Below are 19,657 nucleotides of genomic sequence, written 5' to 3' on the forward strand. Positions count from 1 at the left end.
TTGAAGCTAGTTATGTCCCAGCCTCTTTTTCACTCTCTCACATGTGATACCAGTCTATTTCTTTATCAAAAAGGAAAGCTCTTACATAAAATAATGGTAGTACATTGGTTTAGGACTTTACTATTAAGTGAAAAATAATAGTAAAGATTTAAAATACGTTTTTTGAGAGGTGTATATGGTTTGAATATAGAGAAGGCAGTTGAAGTCTTAGATCAGATGCGTCTACCCAACGGAGCCTATATTGCAAGCCCTTCAAAAGATTACCATTATGTTTGGATACGCGATGTTTTTTATTCTACATTGCCGTTTATGAATACACCGTCAGAGCGTTTCGAAAAAGCATATCATGCATTATTTGATCTATTTAAACGGTATGAATGGAAAATTGATATTCATACAAAACATAAACCAACATTTCTTTATGAATACATTCATTCACGCTATTCCGTTGATTTAGAAGAAATCGATGTGGAATGGGGTCACGCCCAAAATGATGCGATTGGCGCATTTCTGTGGGGAGTTGGCGAAGGTGTAAGACATGGACAAAAGATAATCAGGGAGAAAGATGACCTTAGAATAATACAAAAGCTAGTTCAATATTTACAGTGTCTAGAATATTGGCATGCATCGGATAATGGTATGTGGGAAGAGAATATGGAGCTGCACGCATCCAGTGTAGGTGCCTGCGTTGCTGGGCTGGAAGCAGTTAAAATGTTAGTGGAGGTAGATCCCGAACTTATTTCTAAAGGTCGGGAAACATTATCCTATTTACTGCCTAGAGAAAGTGAGACAAAAGATGTAGATTTAGCTTTACTCTCGTTAATTTATCCATACCGAGTAGTAGACCGACCTACAGCTCTTGTGATTATAGAGAATGTTGCGAATAGCCTTGAAAGAACGAATGGATGTATCCGCTATCATCATGACCAATATTATAATGAGGGCAGTGAAGCGGAATGGTGTTTTGGCTTCCCGTGGCTTGGACTATGTTACTTGGAGTTGGGAATGTTGCATAAGGCACAGGAATACCGTCTGAAAACAGAGAGACTTATCTCCGAAAACTGGGACATTCCAGAATTATTTGTTGGGGGAAGCAATGTTCCAAATGGGAATACTCCTTTAGCTTGGGCGGTTTCATTATCGTACTTGTTCTTAAAATGGGTGAGAAATACAGATATTATCAGTAGCACTTCGTATTATGAATCTAATGCTGAATAATGTGCAGTACGCTCTTCCTAGTTTTGGGGAGAGCTTTTTTTATTTGGTAGACCAATGGAGGATGTCAATAGAACTGTTATCTATGGCTGACAAAACTAGACATGATTCGTTGAAGGATATACATACATTTATCTAGAATGTAACTTTATTCTGCGTTGACGTACTAAAGCGCTAGGTTATTTGTGTAAAAGGTAATAAATTGTGTAGGAGGAATACTTAGCGGAAGGTGTGTCATACGTTCATTATTAATACGGAGGTGACATAATGGCAACAGATTTGGTATTAACATCATTTCCATCTGAATTTGATTTATATCTTTTTCATGAAGGTACTCTTTATGAAGGGTATAACATGTTTGGAGCACATCTAACCGAAATAGATGGTACGCAAGGTGTCCGCTTTCTAGTTTGGGCTCCGAATGCATTAAAGGTTTCGGTAGTAGGAGATTTCAATGAGTGGAATGGATCAAATCATGAAATGAAAAGAATGGGGAAATCTGGAACATGGTTCTTATTTATCCCAAATCTTACAGAAGGTGCGTTATATAAATATGAGATACATACACCATATGGTGAAACAATGCTTAAATCCGATCCATTCGCCTTTTACTCCGAAAAGCGTCCTAACACCGCTTCTGTTATTTATGATCTGAAAAAATATGAGTGGAAAGATAAGAGTTGGATGGAAAAAAGAAAGAAAAAAGATGTCTACCATGAACCAATGCTCGTTTATGAAGTTCATCTTGGTTCATGGAGAAAAAATCCGGAAGGAGAATTTTACACTTATAAGGAACTAGCCGCTACTTTAATTGACCATGTTATCCAAAGTGGTTTTACACATATTGAAATCCTGCCTGTCATGGAACATCCTTTTGATCGTTCATGGGGATACCAAGTAACGGGATATTATTCTGCAACAAGCCGTTATGGATCACCAGAAGACTTGATGTATTTCATTGACCAATGCCATCAAAGTAATATTGGCGTAATACTTGATTGGGTACCAGTACATTTTTGCAAGGATGCACATGGATTAGGTCGATTTGATGGTACTCCGTTATATGAGTCTATTGACCCGTTGAAGGCAGAAAGACCAAATTGGGGTACTTATAATTTTGATTTTGAGAAGCCGGAGGTACAGAGTTTTCTCCTTTCTAATGCCATGTTTTGGCTGGATGTTTTTCATATCGATGGTTTTCGTATAGATGCTGTTTCTTCCATGATTTATTTGAATCACGATAATCAAATGAATACAACCATAAAAAACAAACATGGCGGAGAAGAAAACTTGGAGGCAATTCAATTTATTAAATTGTTAAATGAAACTGTTTTCCAAAAGTATCCTGGGATATTGATGATGGCAGAGGAAGCCACCGCCTATCCACTCGTCAGTAAGCCAACGTTTGCCGGTGGTCTTGGCTTTAACTATAAATGGAATATGGGGTGGGTAAATGATATTTTGCGGTATATGCAACTCGATATGCGTGAGCGTAAATATCATCATGATTTATTAACCTTTTCCTTTTTGTATACCTTTTCCGAAAATTTCGTTCTTTCATTTTCACACGATGAAGTAGTGTATGGAAAGCGATCACTATTAAATAAAATGCCTGGTACTTATGAGCAGAAATTCGCCAATCTTCGTCTGCTATATGGATATTATATAACTCATCCTGGCAAAAAACTTTTATTTATGGGAAGCGAGTTTGCGCAATTTGATGAATGGAAGGATTTAACAGAGTTAGATTGGAAGCTTTTTGACTATGAATCTCATTCCCAATTTTATCATTACCTAGTCTGTTTAAATTATTTTAACAAAAATGTGTCATGTTTGTGGAGACTGGACCATGAACCAGAAGGTTTTGAATGGGTGGACCCGAATAATAAGACACAGAGTATCATAGTTTTTATTAGAAAAGGAAAACGTAAAGGAGATTACTGTATTGTTGTTTGTAATTTTTCAGATAGCCAATACGAAGGTTTTCGTATTGGGGTTCCGTCGTATGGAAACTACTTAGAAGTATTTAATAGTGATGATCGCTCATTTGGAGGGTCCGGACAATGCAATAAACAGTTAATACAAGCAGAGAAAGCACCTTATCATAATCAACCATGCAGTATGGAAATAACTGTCCCTTCACTTGGAATGGCCATATTTATGAAGGAAACAAAAAAGCGACGGAAGGATGTTATGGATTATGGGATCAAAAAAATGGATAGCTATGTTGTTAGCGGGAGGACAGGGAACTAGATTAGGAGAATTAACCAATGCCATTGCAAAGCCTGCTGTTCCATTTGGCGGAAAATATCGGATTATCGATTTCACTTTAAGCAACTGTACCCATTCTGGTATCGATACGGTAGGAGTTCTAACACAATATGAGCCGCATTTATTAAATGATTATGTAGGCAACGGAAGGGCATGGGATTTGGATAGAAATGATGGAGGTGTAACCGTTCTTCCGCCATATTGGGGAAAAGATGGTGGAAAGTGGTATAAAGGTACAGCAAATGCCGTATATCAAAATATTCATTATATAAATCAATATAATCCTGAATATGTCCTTATTATTTCTGGTGATCACATTTATAAAATGGATTACAATCGTTTGCTCGAGTATCACATGGAAAAAGGATCTCAGGCAACCATTGCGGTAATTGAAGTTCCGTGGCAAGAAGCTAGCCGATTTGGAATTATGAATACAAATGAATCGAAGAAGATTTTGGAGTTTGAAGAAAAACCGGAATTTCCAAAGAATAATCTTGCTTCTATGGGGGTCTATTTATTTAATTGGAAGTTGTTAAAACAATACTTAATCCGTGATGAGGAAGATACGACTTCATCCAATGACTTTGGCAAGAACATTATCCCGAAAATGCTTACGGATGGGGTTAAGATGTATGCGTATCAATTCCATGGGTATTGGAAAGATGTGGGGACCGTTCGCAGTCTTTGGGAAGCGCATATGGACTTATTAGGGGATAAACCATCATTCTCATTAAATGACTCTCGTTGGAATATTTATGCAGGGAATGCCAACCATCCGCCACAATTTATTGCGCCGGGAGCGATTGTAAAGGAATCATTGGTGAATGAAGGGTGCAGTATCTATGGTCAGGTAGACCATTCCATCTTATCCTATAATGTCCAGGTTGGTAATGGAACTACTATTAAAAATTCGGTTATTATGCCGGATGTAATCATTGGAAATAATGTGGAAATTCATCGGGCCATTATTGCTCCTTATACCATTATTGAAGATGGTGCGGTCATTGGCTCTGAGAATGAACAAGATGATATTACATTAATTGGCGATAATCAAAGAATTTCCTTTCAATTGAAAGAAGTGCTTTGAAAAATAGAAGGGACGATGAAAGTTGGATAGTGTAGTTGGAATTATAAATCTTATAAATGAAAAACATTTTTTGAAAGAATTAACATATGACCGTTGTTTAGCATCCGTCCCTTTTGCTGGACGTTACAGACTTATCGATTTTACTTTATCCAATTTAATTCATGCAGGCGTAAAATCTGTCGCCGTTTTTACAAAGGAAAAATACCGTTCTATCATGGATCATTTAGGATCAGGAAAGGAATGGGATTTGGACAGACGTACAGGTGGACTATTTATCTTGCCTCCCATTCACCCTGAAAAAGAAATAAAAGGTGATCTCCAGCAATTTTATGATCATATTGAATTTTTTCAGCGTTCTGCCGCTGATACCGTGATTATTTCTCCTGGACACCATGTTTGTAAAATTGATTATACTGACATCATTCAAAACCATCGAAATAAAAAAGCAGATATAACCGTTGTATATAAAAAGTATGATGGAATCCCTGTTCAAAAGCCTATCTATCATCGTTGTTCCGTTGATCATACTGGAGCGATTTCTGATATTAATTTGTATACATTTCCGCAAAAGGACCAAGATATTTGTTTAGAAACCTATATCATCAATAAATATATTTTAATCGATTTAATTAAGAAGTGTGTAGAAAATGATGAGTATGACTTTTTAAAAGATATAGTAAAAGCAAACTTGAACAAATTAAACATTAATAGCTATGAATTCGAAGGTAGTATGCCATTTATTCATTCTATAGAAAGCTTTCATCATGGAAATATGGCGTTCTTGAATCAAGATATTGCACAAAACTTCTTTCATCAAGATTGGGCAGTATACACAAAGATTAAACATGAGGCACCAGTAAAATATTCCTCCTCCTCATGTGTATCCAATTCCCTGATAGCAAATGGATGTGAAATTGAAGGAACAGTAGAAAATAGTATCATTTTTCGAGGTGTGAAAATAAAAAAGGGAGCTGTGGTGAAGAACAGTATCATCATGCAAAAGGGAGAAATTGAAGAAGGTGCATTCGTGGATTATGTGATTACCGACAAGCAAGTAACCATTTCGAAGGATCGAGTCGTTAGCGGTGACCTCCGACCTCTTGTCATTAAAAAGGCAGAAATGATTTGATGGAGGTCGGGGAGATGAATATTTTATTTGCAGCATCGGAATGTGTTCCTTTTATTAAAACTGGCGGATTAGGGGACGTGATCGGAGCTTTGCCAAAAGCTTTAAAAAAACAAGGAATGGAAGTAAGCGTAATTTTGCCGAAATACGGTGATTTATCAAAGGAATACAAAGAAAAAATGGTTTTATTGAGAAGCATAGAAGTTCCTGTCGGATGGAGAAGGCATTATTGCGGTATAGAACTGATTGTTTACGAGGGAATACACTACTATTTTCTTGATAATGAGTATTATTTTAAGAGGCATGGCAGTTATGGGTTATATGATGATGGAGAGCGGTTTGCTTTTTTCTCTAGAGCAGTGCTAGAAGCAATTCCATATTTAAGCGACAAGCCGGATATCATCCATTGTCATGATTGGCAGACAGGGCCAATTAGTGTTCTACTAAAAGCACATTATAAAAATCATCCTTTATATGCCAATATAAAGACTGTTTTCACTATCCACAATTTACGCTACCAAGGCAATTATCCTAAATCCGTTTTATCGGATTTGTTAGATTTAAGTGAATTATATTTTCATATGGACGGATTGGAATACCATGGAAATGTAAGTTATTTAAAAGCAGGTCTTGCTTATGCAGACTATTTAACTACCGTAAGTCCTAAATATGCAGAGGAAATTCAAATGGAGTATTATGGGGAAGGATTGGATGGGTTCTTAAGAAGACGTGCTAAGCATTTAATGGGGATTATAAATGGCTTAGATTATGACTTATACGATCCGAAAAGTGATGAAAATATTTTTACAAGTTTTAAGGATTACGGTGGAAAAGAAATAAATAAACAAAGGTTGCAGGAGGAATTACAGTTACCTGTTAATGAAAATACACCGATCATCTCTATGATTACCAGACTTGTGGAGCAAAAGGGACTAGATTTAGTGCTTCATGTTATTCACGAAATAATGAGTCTGAATGTGCAATTGGTCGTACTAGGAACGGGTGAGAAGCGGTATGAAGACGCCTTTAAACAGCTTACAGAAACATTCCAAGGAAAAATATCCTATCATCCATATTTTGATGAAACCTTAGCCAGAAAGATTTATGCAGGGTCCGATTTGTTTTTAATGCCATCACAGTTTGAACCATGTGGTATTGGGCAGCTCCTAGCCATGAGATACGGAACGTTGCCAATTGTGAGGGAAACTGGCGGTCTTTCTGATACGGTAATACCCTATAATGAATTTACGGATGAAGGCTACGCTTTTAGTTTCCAGCATTATAATGCTCACGATATGTTGTACACGATAGAAAGAGCTGTATGGTTATATCGATTTCAGCCTAACAAGTGGAAAGCTTTAGTTACGAGGGTAATGGCTCTCGATTTCAGTTGGGATGCATCTTCAGAGCAATACAAAACTATATATAATGGGCTTTTACAGCATGAGTTAGTTTGAGTAAAATATAATGGAAGATAAACATGTACGAAGCTGCCTTTGTACATGTTTTTTTAATTTCGTTTAAACAAATTTTTTCACGTATTCCCGCTGATAGAAGGACTTTTTACTATTAAGTAATCAACTGTCGTTCTTGTGGATTAATTAAAAAGGACAATGTAAGAAGGAATTGCGTCTGGTTTGTCCTTTAGAGCGGTTCAAAAGGACAATGTGAAAGGGGATCTCGACTCACTTGTCCTTTAGAGTGAGTCAAAAGGACAATGTAAAAAGGAATTGCGTCTGGTTTGTCCTTTAGAGTGGGTCAAAAGGACAATGTAATAGGGAATCACGACTCACTTGTCCTTTAGAGTGAGTCAAAAGGACAATGTAAAAAGGAATTGCGTCTGGTTTGTCCTTTAGAGTGAGTCAAAAAGACAATGTGACAGGGAATCACGTTCAGCTTGTCCTTTATAGCGAGTCAAAAGGACAATGTGACAGGGTATCACGTCTCGTTTGTCCTTTAGAGCAAGTCAAAAGGACAATGTAAAAAGGAATTGCGTCTGGTTTGTCCTTTAGAGCGGGTCAAAAGGACAATGTAATAGGGAATCACGTCCAGCTTGTCCTTTATAGCGAGTCAAAAGGAAAATATGACAGGGTATCACGACTCACTTGTCCTTGAGAGTGAGTCAAAAGGACAATGTAAAAAGGAAATGCGTCTGGTTTGTCCTTTAGAGTGGGACAAAAGGACAATGTAAGAAGGAATTGCGTCTGGTTTGTCCTTTAGAGCGAGTCAAAAGGACAATGTGACAGGGAATCACGTTTCGTTTGTCCTTTAGAGTGGGACAAAAGGACAATGTAAGAAGGAATTGCGTCTGGTTTGTCCTTTAGAGTGAGTCAAAAGGACAATGTAAAAAGGAATTGCGTCTGGTTTGTCCTTTAGAGTGGGTCAAAAGGACAATGTAATAGGGAATCACGTCCAGCTTGTCCTTTAGAGCGGTTCAAAAGGACAATGTAACAGGGAATTGCGTCTGGTTTGTCCTTTAGAGCGAGTCAAAAGGACAATGTGACAGGGAATCACGTTCAGCTTGTCCTTTAGAGCAAGTCAAAAAGACAATGTAACGGGGAATTTCGCCCTGTTTGTCCTTTAGAGCAATTCAAAAGGACAATGTACCAAGGAACTTCGTCCGAACTGTCCTTTAGAGTTATTCAAAAAGACAATGTAAGAAGGAACCTCACGTCAGCTTGTCCTTAAGAGCAATTCAAAAGGACAATGTAGCAAGGAAAGCTACCAGTTTATCCTTTAAAATGCGTCAAAAGAACATTCAAGCAATGATCCTCTTTTTAGATCGAGACTAAGCAAGCTATCCATATATTCACCCAAGCTTGCACAACTAACCAATCAAGAAGGACTGATTGTCCCGAAGGATTTCTAAAAATATCGGACAGTCACCCACTTCCTTGCCTTTAAATAAATTAAAGGAGGAGGTATGTTCCGATGGTTAAACTATACGAGAAGGATATATTGTATGCCCCTCTAGAATCATGGCAACAGGAAGCCATGAGTGCTTTTGATGCAAAGATTACACATAAAACCTTAAAATTCCCATGTATTCCGGCTTATCAAGGATATATTTTAAATCAAATGAAATTCGGTTTTGCGAGTGATCCGAGGGATGAAAATGCATCGTTTGAACTCGCGGGTTTATTAAAAAAATATGGGCAAGCCTCGAGAAATATGGGGATTTATACAGCGTTAATTGTCTTTTTTAAGACACCAGAGGATTTGAAAAGTCAATACACAGTAAGTGATTATGAAATGCTCTTTTGGCAGCTATTAAATCGTGTAAGCTCTTTGGATGAAACAAATTGGGTAGAATCTATTTCTCAAGACCCACACGATCCAACTTGGGAATTTTGTTTTCACCATGAACGATATTTTGTCTATTGTGCGACACCTGCCCACGAAAAAAGAAAGAGCAGACATTTTCCAACCTTTATGCTCGCAATCACCCCGAGGTGGGTACTGGACGAGTTTAGTGCATCTATCTCTAAAGCAGAAAAAATGAAAAAAATGATTCGTACACGTTTGGAAAAATATGATAATATCCCTCCGCATCCGGATTTAAAATGGTATGGTCAGCAAGATAATTATGAATGGAAGCAATACTATTTACGAGATGATGATACTTCCTTGCCTTCTTGTCCGTTTAAGCATGCGTGGAAAAAATAAATGCACCTAAATTTAGGTGTTTTTATTTTTTCATTACTTAACCTAATATTCTTGAGCAGGTGAAATTCCCAGTTTTTTTATAATCGAGCCATAGTTTTCTGTTGTTTATGGTACTCTAATGATATCTAAAACAAATTGAGAGGTATACTATCATGGAATCGAATGCTGTAGAATTGAGAAGGATTTCAAAGAGTTTTTCTGCTAATGGAAAGGTTGAAAAAGTACTTAATCAAATCAATGGCACTGTTCAAACAGGCGCTATATTAAATATTCTTGGACCATCTGGTTCTGGAAAAAGCACTATTTTATCTATGTGTAATTTATTATTAGCACCCGATGAAGGAGAAGTATATATCCATGGTAAGGAAGTGAGAAAATGGAATATTCCTGAATTAAGGCAGAAAGTTGGAATTGCATTTCAATCCGCACCGATGATTCCAGGAACCGTGCTAGATAATTTAATGCTTCCTGCAAACATTCATCAAATGACTATCCACCATCCAGAACAATATCTTAATAAGGTTGGGCTTCCAACATCTATGCTGCAAAAAAATGTTCAAGATTTATCAGGGGGTCAAAAACAACGTTTGGCATTAGCAAGAACATTAGTAAATCGTCCTTCGATACTATTATTAGACGAAATTACTTCCGCACTGGATCCGAGCTCCGTAAGAGAGATTGAAGAGCTTATACTAAGTATACATAAAGCAGAAAATACGACGATACTATGGGTGACTCATGATTTAGAACAGGCAAGAAGGGTAGGAACAGAATGCTGGCTTATTGTTAATGGGGAATTGGTAGAACAAGGCACAAAGGACGAGTTTTTTTCTTCTCCAAAAGATGATCGGACAAAGCAGTTCTTGGCGAAGGGGATGAAGGCTTTAACATGAATACATTAGCGCTTATTCTAAGCTTTGGATTTGTATTTGCTGCTCTTATCCTATCGAAATCATTTAAATTAGGACTTGGAAAAGATCTTATTATAACCGCAATCCGAGCTACTATCCAATTATTAATTATTGGATATGTTTTAAAGGTAATTTTCGGTCTAAACAATCCAATTGTTATTATTGTGATGCTGTTAGCAATGATCTTTGTTGCTTCAAGAAATGCAGTAAAAAGAGCGAAAGGTTTACGAAATATCACATGGAAGATTTTTATTACCATTTTAATAGTGGAAACCATCACGATGGCGTTTTTGCTTAGTGTTCATATCATTCCTGCCACACCGCAATATATTATCTCGATAAGCGGAATGATTATCGGAAATTCAATGGTAATTGCAAGTTTGTATTTAAACCGATTGAAATCCGATTTGAATTTGCGGAAACAGGAGGTTCTCTTAATGTTGTCATTAGGGAGCACACCAAAGCAGGCTATTTTTCCAATTATTAAAGAATCTATTCGATCAAGTCTAATTCCAACAATAGAAAGTCAAAGAACAATTGGTTTAGTTCAATTACCTGGAATGATGACTGGGCAAATTGTAGCTGGGGCGGATCCAATCCATGCTGTAAGACTACAGTTATTAATCGTCTTTATGATCATGTCTGCAGCCACATTTACGGGCATTATCTTGGGGCTTTTGATTTATCCTAGTTTATTTAATAAATATCAGCAATTAGTAGTTGAGGATTGGGAGTAAATTATAGATACCATAAAAAACACTTGGATGGTCCAAGTGTTTTTTTATGGTATCTAGACTATTAATAGAAATTCCGGGAAATAATCAGCAGAAAAAATTATATTATTATACAATTTCAAAAATCGTATTATTTTAGTATAATATGACCTGGGAGTTTTATTATTTTGAAAAAGGGGTAAAGAAAAGGGAAACTATTACAAAATAATAATTGGATTTCTGCATGATATGAAAGGGGTAACATATGTGAGCTCTATTAAAAGAAGTATGGGGACATTCAGTTTAATGATGACTGGATTAGGCTCAATTATTGGATCAGGATGGTTATTTGGTGCCTGGAGGGCAGCTGGAATCGCTGGACCAGCTGCTATATTTTCTTGGATTATAGGAATGATTGTTATTCTTTTTATTGCACTTTCCTATGCTGAACTGGGTTCTATGTTTCCAGAATCAGGAGGAATGGTACGCTACGCGCAATACACTCATGGCTCTTTTGTAGGTTTTATTGCTGCGTGGGCTAACTGGATTGCGATTGTATCTGTCATCCCAACTGAAGCCATTGCTTCGATTCAATATATGCATTCATGGCCATTTGCATGGACTAAAACGCTTATGAACGGAAATGATTTAACCCTCTTTGGTATTGCACTAGTTATTGTACTTTTACTTATTTATTTCTTTTTAAACTATTGGACAGTGCAATTATTCTCAAGAGCAAATAATTTAATTACTGTTTTTAAAATCATTATTCCGTTGTTGACAATTATCGGATTGATAACAGCAGGTTTTCATCCTGGTAACTTCCATCTTCCTTCCCAAGGTTTTACACCAAATGGATGGTCAGGTGTCTTTACTGCGGTTGCTATTTCTGGGATTGTGTTTTCGTTTAATGGATTTCAAAGTCCTATTAATATGGCCGGGGAGGCTAAAAATCCAAAACGTTCCATTCCAATTGCCATTATCGGCTCTTTACTAATTGCCGTCATTATTTATGTTTTGCTGCAAATTACATTTATAGGGGCAGTCAATCCGTCATTGGCAGCAAAAGGATGGGGTTCCATTGAATTTAGTTCGCCATTTGCTAACCTTGCTATTGCCCTTAGTGTTAATTGGCTGGCAATTGTATTATATTTAGATGCGTTCGTTTCCCCTTCCGGAACCGGAACCACTTATACTGCCACCACAGCAAGGATGATCTATGGGATGGAACAAAACGGCTATTTTCCAAAGATATTTGGAAAAATCCATCCGTTCTATGGAGTGCCAAGACCTGCGATGTTTTTCAATCTTGTCGTTAGTTTACTCTTCCTTTTTATCTTTAGAGGCTGGGGAGCATTAGCAGAAGTCATATCTGTTGCCACCATTATTTCATATATTTGTGGACCGATATCTGTCATGGCACTACGTAAAATTGGTGTCCATTTTCGAAGACCCCTAAAAGTAAAAGGACTGTCTATCATCGCGCCTCTAGGTTTCATTTTCGCAACATTCATTTTATATTGGGCAAGATGGCCGCTTACCGGTGAGGTAATGTTTATTATGATTGTCGGATTACCGCTTTATTTTTATTATCAAATGAAGAATAAATGGGAGGGGTTTAGAAAAGATCTGAAAGCAAGTATATGGTTAATTGTGTATTTAATTGTCATGGCGCTATTTTCTTATTTAGGTAGCGAAAAGTTTGGCGGAATAAACGTTATAAAATATGGATGGGATTTTATATTTCTGGTTGTTCTCTCGATTATATTTTATTACTGGGGTGTGAAAAGTGCATGGGAGAGCATATATTTAAAAGAAGCTGAGGAAGTAAATAAAGAGGCATACGCTACTGATAAGAAATCGAATCATGCAGGATAAAAGATCACAACACTCGCGAAAATACTTGCGGGTGTTTTTATTTTTAATTTAATAAAAAGGGGTCGAAGGAAAAATATGCATATTATCTAAATATTAGCAGGATTAAAGTGGATTTACTCGAATAATATTGAATAGACATAAATCAATAAGAGGAGATTCATATGCATTTTCCTGTTTATATTTTTGGGATTCATCCTCATCTTTTATTTGAATCATTATCCTACTTTATTGGATTTCGCGTTTATTTATATACAAGAAATAAAGGTCGAATTCCGATGGAAAAAGCAATGTGGGTTATCGTTGGGGCAATTTTTGGCGCGGCTTTTGGTTCGAAACTTGTGTATTGGTTTGAAGATCCTATTAAAACGTTCCATCATTGGAATAACCTTACTTATATGATGGAAGGGAAGACGATTGTTGGTGGACTCTTAGGTGGCCTCATAGGGGTGGAGTCAGCAAAGAAAATCATTGGCTGGAAGAATTCTACCGGTGATGATTTTGTTCTACCAATAGCGGTTGGAATGATGATTGGAAGAGTTGGCTGCTTCTTAACGGGGCTGGATGATCATACATATGGAATTGCGACAACCTGGTTCACCGGAATTGATTTTGGTGATGGAGAGAAGCGTCATCCTACACAAATCTATGAAATGGTTTTTCTATTATTCCTCGTCATTATTTTAATGGTCATGAAGAAAAAACAGTTCGTCGTGTGGGAAGGATATTTGTTTCAATTGTTTATGCTTAGCTACTTAGCTTTTCGATTCTTGATTGATTTTATTAAACCAACTCCTCATCCATATTTTCACTTAAATAATATACAGCTTGCTTGTATTTTGGGAATGATTTATTATGTTCAACTTCTTGTGAAAAAGTCGATATTCCTCAATAAAAGAATGGAGAATCAGCATGCCAAATAGACCATATACTTATTATGATTTAACCATTAGTATTTGTTCCAAGTGCTTACGCAAAGTCGAAGCAAAAATTATTTTTGAAAATGAAAAAGTATATATGGTGAAAACCTGTATGAAACACGGAAAGGAAAAAGTGTTAATCTCTACAGATATTGAGTATTACAAATGGTGCAGAGAATTTATTAAACCTTCCGAAATGCCACATCGTTGGAATACCACGATAAAATATGGCTGTCCATATGATTGCGGTCTATGCCCAGATCATGAACAACATAGTTGTCTGACCTTGCTGGAAATAACCGAGAGATGCAATCTCAAATGCCCAATTTGCTATGCGGAATCATCTCCGCACACAGGGTCATTCCGATCCTTAGAACAAATTGAATTCATGCTTAACGCTATTGTTGAAAACGAAAAAGAGCCAGATATTATTCAAATCAGCGGCGGGGAGCCAACGATCCACCCTCAGTTCTTCGAGATATTGGATATGGTAAAGTCAAAACCTGTAAAACATATTATGGTAAATACCAATGGCCTGAAAATTGCCGGAGATAAAGAATTTGTAAAACGACTTGCAGAATACAAACCAGGCTTTGAAATCTATTTGCAATTTGATAGTTTTGAAGCGGATTCTTTAAAAGAACTACGCGGTGTGGACTTAACGAAGGTAAGACAAAAAGCCATCGATAACTTAAATGAACATAATATTTCTACGACATTAGTTGTCACGTTAAAAAAGGGTCTTAATGATCATGAAGTTGGGAAAATCATTCAATACGGCTTAGAACAAAAATGTGTCCGCGGCGTTACCTTCCAGCCAATTCAAAGTGCTGGAAGATTAGAAGATTTTGATCCAAAAACGGATCGTTTAACCTTAAGTGAAGTTAGGCAGATGATTATCGATCAATCCGGTGTTTTCGGTGAAAAAGATATGGTTCCAGTCCCGTGCCACCCAGATGCATTGGCGATGGGCTATGCCTTCAAAATGAATGGTATAGTCACACCTCTTACAGGAATGATTGATCATCGAATTTTGCTGGAAGGGGAACGTAATACAATTGTTTTCGAACAGGATGAAAATATCCGCAATATGATCTTTAAAGTATTTTCCCTTAATCATTCACCTGATTCATCTGCTATGTCGTTAAAAGACTTATTATGTTGTTTGCCAAAAGTCAATTTACCTGGCGATATTGGCTATGATAATGTTTTTCGCGTCATTATCATGCAATTTCAGGATGCTCATAATTTTGATGTACGATCTGTGAAAAAATCTTGTGTTCATATTGCTCATCCAGATGGCAGAATTATTCCGTTTGACACCTATAATTTGTTTTACAGAGATGAAAAGGAACTAGAATTGATGAAAATCCAAGAAGAAATATTAGCTGGCAGATGATCGAAGGGGTGAAAAGATGACAGATCATGATAGTTCCATAAAAAAACCCTCCGAACCAAAAGAAGAGGGAAGCATTTGGGCTGGAATTGGTATTGGGATAGGTATTTATCTCATTACTTTCTTTATTGAGATGAAGTTTGCTTTACTATTTTTTGCCGGTCCTATTGTTCATCTGTTTGCTATCATTTTCTTTTTTGCAAAAGGGAAAAAATTCACAGGAATTGGTTTGCTTATACTTGCAGGGATCATGATACTACTGGCTTCCGCATGTTTTGGGCTTATTATTTTTTCATTAAACAATGGTGGATAGGTATAATTAGATGAAATACACTCCTTTTTCATAGTATAGTAGAGGTAGCTAGAAAAAGGAGAAGATTTGAATGAAGTTAGTATCATGGAATGTGAATGGACTAAGAGCCTGTGTGAAAAAGGGGTTTTTAGATTATTTTAAAGACATAGATGCGGATATTTTTTGTGTACAGGAAACAAAACTGCAAGACGGTCAAATAGAATTGGATTTAGATGGCTATTATCAATATTGGAATTATGCGCTGAAAAAAGGCTATTCCGGAACAGCTATTTTTACCAAGCGAAAACCTTTGTCGGTCCAATATGGTTTTGATAAGGATGAATACGAGCCGGAGGGAAGAATTATAACGCTGGAGTTTGCAGATTTCTATATGGTGAATGTATACACGCCTAACTCTCAACGTGATTTGGCAAGGCTAGATAAACGGTTGGCCTGGGAAGATAAAATCCGGGATTATTTAATAGAATTAGATTCCAGAAAACCTATTATCCTTTGCGGAGATTTAAACGTTGCTCATATGGAGATAGATTTAAAAAATGCAAAATCGAATAGAGGCAATTCTGGTTTTACAGATGAGGAACGTGGTAAAATGACAGATTTGCTCCAATCCGGCTTTATGGATACATTTCGAACTCTATATCCGGATAAAGAAGGCGCCTATACATGGTGGTCTTATATGAATAAGGTAAGGGAGCGCAATATTGGATGGCGGATTGATTATTTTATAACTTCTGTAAGACTTCGGGAGAAAATAATAGACGCTGGAATTCATCCTGAAATTATGGGTAGTGACCATTGTCCTGTTTTCCTTGAAATAGATATGTAGTTAATTAAGGCGCTTATTGTGATGAAAGCAATCAAGTGCCTTTTTTCCTAAATCGAACGAAAAAACGCTTTATTATTGTCTGAATATATTGTATATTAATAAATAGTGGATTTAGATGAGGTGAATTTTTTGGAAGATATTATTATTATGGCTATTATCTTTGCTGTGCCAATTGTTGCGATTATTACGAGTCACTTTCAGAAAACTGCAAGAATAAAAGCTAGCTATATAAAAGATCAATTAGAAATAGAAAAGCTTAAACATGAAAATTATTTACTGGAAACCCAAAAGCTGAAGCTTGAGCTGGAGAAAATGCAGATGGTGACGGAGGACAAAACGAAAATATTATGATGGGTCAAAAGGAAATCATTTAATGGATTTCCTTTTTTTATGTAACGTTTTAAGGAAACCTACGTCTAAATAATGGAAATCAATTTTGGGGGGGATTGGATGAGGAAATGGAAGATAATTATTGCTATTGGATGTTTGATCATGATTGGATATATAGGATTCACTTATTTCCAAATAAAGCAAACCGCAAAGGAGCGTCCGCCTAAGAACGTTCCTTATCTCATTATCTTAGGTGCAAAAGTAAAAGGAGATAAGATGTCAAAGGCATTGTATGAAAGGGCAAAAACAGGATTAGTTTACCTGCAGGATAATCCTCAGACAAAAGTCATTGTAACTGGTGGACAGGGAGCAGATGAGAAAATTTCGGAGGCAGAAGCCGCCCGTAGATTTTTTGTGGAACAAGGTATTGATAAAGAACGAATTTTAATAGAAAAACGTTCCGTTACTACATATGAAAACATTAAATTTTCTAAAAAACTATATAATGTCAAGGAAGCGGTTATTGTTAGCAATGATTTTCATGTATTTCGAGCTATCAAATTATCAGAGGGACTAGGAATAAAGTCTTATCCTTTAGCAGCAGAAACACCAAAAGTTGTAAAAGCAAAATTATATGGAAGAGAATATCTTGCCATCTTAAAATGGAGAATAACAGGGAAATAATATAGTTGTAGAACTAGACATGAACGAATATCTGAAACAATCCTTATACTTTCTTATCAAAAAAGGAAATCATCCTCTTTAAAACGGTTTGATCTCCTTTTTTTATAGTATTCTATAATTGGATATTCCACATTTTTCAATTTTTTACTATAATTAAATAATAATCTAAAAGCAGGGGTTGAAAGAATATTGAAGAGAAGCTATGTGCTCCTCCTATTGTTAGCTTACTTAGCTGCTTTAGGCAGTTCGATTTTCGTTTATCAGAACAAAATATCTCATCCGGTCGTAAAGGACAAAGGACGGTTATTGCCAATAAAAGTTAAAAACATCCAGTCTGCTACCGGTGAGCAAGAGCTACAACAAATAGTCCGAGAAGCCAATAAAACAAATGACAAACTTACTATTGCAGGTATGCAGCACAGCCAGGGCGGACAAACATTATATCCTAATGCTATGTTAATAGACATGAAATCTTATAATAAAATTGTTAGATTTGATCGGAAAAGAAAAACGATTACAGTTCAGAGCGGTGCGACTTGGAATGATATTCAAAAATATATTAATCCATATGGTTTCGCAATTAAAGTCATGCAATCTCAAAATATTTTTACGATTGGAGGTTCACTAAGTGTCAATGTTCATGGAAGAGATATTCGCAATGACGCGTTAATTGACACAGTTGAATCCTTTCGCTTACTGAATCCTGACGGAGACATAATAAATGTTAGTCGTAAAGAAAATAGTAGTTTATTTTATTCGGTGATCGGTGGCTATGGATTATTCGGAATTATATTAGATGTAACTTTAAAATTAACGGACGATGAATTATATAGAACGCGAACCAAGATTATGGATTATAAGAAGTATGAAGCATACTTTCAAAAAAATGTATTAAATAATCATTCCGTTAAAATGCATTTAGCACGTATTTCCATAGCACCTAATACATTTTTAAAAGAGATGTATATAACGGATTATGTGGAGGCAAACCAGCATGATTTATCCCAATATAATCATTTAAAAGGGGAAACTATTGCGATCCCTAAGTTTTTTCTTGGGCTTTCGAGATATAGCGACTGGGGGAAAAATCTGTTTTGGGATGTTCAAAAGAAATACATGAAAATGAGCGACGGAAAACTAGTATCCAGAAACAATGTGATGCGATCGGATTCAAATTTTATGGAATACGATAGTTCAACGCGAACGGAAGTTTTGCAGGAGTACTTTGTTCCTGTGAATCAGTTTACAAGTTATATAGATAGCTTAAGAGAAGCATTGAAAAAAGAGAAGGACTTTAACCTATTAAATATTACCATTCGGTTTGTAGATAAGAATCAAGAGGCCGTTATGTCATATGCGAAGGATGATATGTTTGCACTAGTCTTATTAATTAATCAGGGTCAATCGAAAAAAGATATTGAGCAAACACAAAGAGTAGTTCGGAACATGATTAATATTACGTTGGAACACCATGGCAGCTACTATTTACCGTATTACTCTTATCCTAGTAAAAAACAATTGCATGAAGCATATCCAAGGACAGATGAATTTTTTAACATGAAACGGAAATACGATCCAAAAGAACGGTTCGTGAATTTATTTTACGAGGAGTATGGAAAATGACCTATACAAGATTTCTTTATTATCAAAGTATCATCGTTATGGCAAGCAGCATGATCTTTCCGTTTTATGTTTTATTATTAAAAAATGTTGGGGACAGCTATGCACAGTTTGGTTGGGCATATGGACTATTTGCGTTAACCTCAGCGCTTGCCTATCCGACAATCGGCAAGTTTTCCGATCAATTAGGTGAAAAGGTATTATTTATTCTATATTCATGGGGGATGGCTGTACTTTTATTGTTTTTTCCTCTTGTAACAGAAGTTTGGCAAGTCTATATTCTACAAATTATCATGGGAATTTTAGGTGCTGTGCAAAAAAATACGGAAAAAACAGCCCTTGCTAAAAATGTCAAAAAAGAAAATGCCGGAAAAGAAATCGGAAACTATCATGTCTGGACCTCTGTTGGGGCTGCAATAGCAATCATTCTTACAGGGTATATTGTCGATTTTATTACCATTGGCAGCATCTTCTACTTAGCATCCCTTATCTATTTTATTAGCGGGTTTCTGCTATTAAAGAAAAGAAAAGAATAATGTTGCGAATATTTAGGTAAATAACTCTTTACAAGGATTCCTATTTTTTATAAAATAATGTGGAAACTATTTTTTATCAGCAAAGGAGGAATAAGGTCGATATGAGTATGTCCGTTGTTTTTCAAATGGTTTTGGCTTGATACGGGATACGTATGCCCATTTTTAGCA

General features: G+C 36.3%; 17 protein-coding genes. All 17 read left to right on the top strand.

Annotated features, from left to right (window positions below):
• The first annotated feature begins 180 nt into the window (after nt 1–180).
• The 17 genes from CWO92_RS07095 to CWO92_RS07175 all read left to right on the top strand — a co-directional run bounded on the left by CWO92_RS07095 (nt 181) and on the right by CWO92_RS07175 (nt 19,489).
• Nucleotides 181–1,218 (top strand): glycoside hydrolase family 15 protein, encoded by a 1,038-nt coding sequence (locus CWO92_RS07095; protein WP_101353525.1) that lies wholly within the window; start codon nt 181–183, stop codon nt 1,216–1,218.
• 264 nt (nt 1,219–1,482) lie between these two features.
• On the top strand, nt 1,483–3,468 hold the full coding sequence (gene glgB / locus CWO92_RS07100; protein WP_101353526.1) for a 1,4-alpha-glucan branching protein GlgB: 1,986 nt from the start codon (nt 1,483–1,485) through the stop codon (nt 3,466–3,468).
• Nucleotides 3,416–4,573, top strand: a complete 1,158-nt coding sequence (locus tag CWO92_RS07105) for a glucose-1-phosphate adenylyltransferase (RefSeq protein ID WP_101353796.1) — start codon at nt 3,416–3,418, stop codon at nt 4,571–4,573. Before glgB ends, CWO92_RS07105 begins: the two co-directional genes overlap by 53 nt.
• A gap of 22 nt (nt 4,574–4,595) precedes the next feature.
• Nucleotides 4,596–5,702 (top strand): glucose-1-phosphate adenylyltransferase subunit GlgD, encoded by a 1,107-nt coding sequence (glgD, locus tag CWO92_RS07110; protein WP_101353527.1) that lies wholly within the window; start codon nt 4,596–4,598, stop codon nt 5,700–5,702.
• 14 nt (nt 5,703–5,716) lie between these two features.
• Nucleotides 5,717–7,156 (top strand): glycogen synthase GlgA, encoded by a 1,440-nt coding sequence (gene glgA, locus CWO92_RS07115; protein WP_101353528.1) that lies wholly within the window; start codon nt 5,717–5,719, stop codon nt 7,154–7,156.
• Nucleotides 7,157–8,630: 1,474 nt separating this feature from the next.
• A complete protein-coding gene (locus CWO92_RS07120) occupies nt 8,631–9,365 on the top strand; it encodes a YqcI/YcgG family protein (RefSeq protein ID WP_101353529.1) in 735 nt (244 codons plus the stop codon).
• A 152-nt stretch (nt 9,366–9,517) separates the two neighbouring features.
• The gene (locus CWO92_RS07125; protein WP_101353530.1) at nt 9,518–10,258 is read left to right on the top strand and encodes an ABC transporter ATP-binding protein; all 741 of its coding nucleotides are present in this window, start codon (nt 9,518–9,520) and stop codon (nt 10,256–10,258) included.
• The gene (locus CWO92_RS07130; protein WP_101353531.1) at nt 10,255–11,013 is read left to right on the top strand and encodes an ABC transporter permease; all 759 of its coding nucleotides are present in this window, start codon (nt 10,255–10,257) and stop codon (nt 11,011–11,013) included. The genes CWO92_RS07125 and CWO92_RS07130 overlap by 4 nt, the downstream gene beginning before the upstream one ends.
• Before the next feature lie 225 nt (nt 11,014–11,238).
• Entirely contained in the window at nt 11,239–12,867 is a 1,629-nt protein-coding gene (locus tag CWO92_RS07135) for an APC family permease (protein WP_101353532.1), read from the top strand.
• A gap of 161 nt (nt 12,868–13,028) precedes the next feature.
• The gene (locus tag CWO92_RS07140) at nt 13,029–13,787 is read left to right on the top strand and encodes a prolipoprotein diacylglyceryl transferase (protein WP_101353533.1); all 759 of its coding nucleotides are present in this window, start codon (nt 13,029–13,031) and stop codon (nt 13,785–13,787) included.
• Nucleotides 13,777–15,183 (top strand): radical SAM protein, encoded by a 1,407-nt coding sequence (locus CWO92_RS07145; protein WP_101353534.1) that lies wholly within the window; start codon nt 13,777–13,779, stop codon nt 15,181–15,183. The genes CWO92_RS07140 and CWO92_RS07145 overlap by 11 nt, the downstream gene beginning before the upstream one ends.
• 16 nt (nt 15,184–15,199) lie before the next feature.
• Nucleotides 15,200–15,493 (top strand): hypothetical protein, encoded by a 294-nt coding sequence (locus tag CWO92_RS07150; protein ID WP_101353535.1) that lies wholly within the window; start codon nt 15,200–15,202, stop codon nt 15,491–15,493.
• A 70-nt stretch (nt 15,494–15,563) separates the two neighbouring features.
• On the top strand, nt 15,564–16,319 hold the full coding sequence (locus CWO92_RS07155; protein ID WP_101353536.1) for an exodeoxyribonuclease III: 756 nt from the start codon (nt 15,564–15,566) through the stop codon (nt 16,317–16,319).
• Between the two features lie 120 nt (nt 16,320–16,439).
• Nucleotides 16,440–16,670 (top strand): hypothetical protein, encoded by a 231-nt coding sequence (locus tag CWO92_RS07160; RefSeq protein WP_367593485.1) that lies wholly within the window; start codon nt 16,440–16,442, stop codon nt 16,668–16,670.
• Nucleotides 16,671–16,769: 99 nt separating this feature from the next.
• A complete protein-coding gene (locus tag CWO92_RS07165) occupies nt 16,770–17,333 on the top strand; it encodes a YdcF family protein (protein ID WP_233269805.1) in 564 nt (187 codons plus the stop codon).
• 189 nt (nt 17,334–17,522) lie between these two features.
• Nucleotides 17,523–18,956, top strand: a complete 1,434-nt coding sequence (locus CWO92_RS07170) for an FAD-binding oxidoreductase (protein WP_101353539.1) — start codon at nt 17,523–17,525, stop codon at nt 18,954–18,956.
• A complete protein-coding gene (locus CWO92_RS07175; protein WP_101353540.1) occupies nt 18,953–19,489 on the top strand; it encodes an MFS transporter in 537 nt (178 codons plus the stop codon). Before CWO92_RS07170 ends, CWO92_RS07175 begins: the two co-directional genes overlap by 4 nt.
• Nucleotides 19,490–19,657 lie beyond the last annotated feature (168 nt).

Origin of the sequence: Heyndrickxia camelliae, assembly GCF_002844575.1 — a bacterium.
Lineage (GTDB): Bacteria > Bacillota > Bacilli > Bacillales > Bacillaceae_C > Margalitia > Margalitia camelliae.

What these genes read in the sequence shown, in the direction of transcription:
- CWO92_RS07140 (WP_101353533.1), top strand. Translation starts at nt 13,029, where the DNA reads ATGCATTTTCCTGTTTATATTTTTGGGATTCATCCTCATCTTTTATTT.
- CWO92_RS07120 (WP_101353529.1), top strand. Translation starts at nt 8,631, where the DNA reads ATGGTTAAACTATACGAGAAGGATATATTGTATGCCCCTCTAGAATCA.
- CWO92_RS07135 (WP_101353532.1), top strand. Translation starts at nt 11,239, where the DNA reads ATGAAAGGGGTAACATATGTGAGCTCTATTAAAAGAAGTATGGGGACA.
- CWO92_RS07155 (WP_101353536.1), top strand. Translation starts at nt 15,564, where the DNA reads ATGAAGTTAGTATCATGGAATGTGAATGGACTAAGAGCCTGTGTGAAA.
- glgA (WP_101353528.1), top strand. Translation starts at nt 5,717, where the DNA reads ATGAATATTTTATTTGCAGCATCGGAATGTGTTCCTTTTATTAAAACT.
- CWO92_RS07130 (WP_101353531.1), top strand. Translation starts at nt 10,255, where the DNA reads ATGAATACATTAGCGCTTATTCTAAGCTTTGGATTTGTATTTGCTGCT.
- CWO92_RS07125 (WP_101353530.1), top strand. Translation starts at nt 9,518, where the DNA reads ATGGAATCGAATGCTGTAGAATTGAGAAGGATTTCAAAGAGTTTTTCT.
- CWO92_RS07165 (WP_233269805.1), top strand. Translation starts at nt 16,770, where the DNA reads ATGAGGAAATGGAAGATAATTATTGCTATTGGATGTTTGATCATGATT.
- CWO92_RS07175 (WP_101353540.1), top strand. Translation starts at nt 18,953, where the DNA reads ATGACCTATACAAGATTTCTTTATTATCAAAGTATCATCGTTATGGCA.
- CWO92_RS07105 (WP_101353796.1), top strand. Translation starts at nt 3,416, where the DNA reads ATGGGATCAAAAAAATGGATAGCTATGTTGTTAGCGGGAGGACAGGGA.
- CWO92_RS07145 (WP_101353534.1), top strand. Translation starts at nt 13,777, where the DNA reads ATGCCAAATAGACCATATACTTATTATGATTTAACCATTAGTATTTGT.
- glgB (WP_101353526.1), top strand. Translation starts at nt 1,483, where the DNA reads ATGGCAACAGATTTGGTATTAACATCATTTCCATCTGAATTTGATTTA.
- CWO92_RS07150 (WP_101353535.1), top strand. Translation starts at nt 15,200, where the DNA reads ATGACAGATCATGATAGTTCCATAAAAAAACCCTCCGAACCAAAAGAA.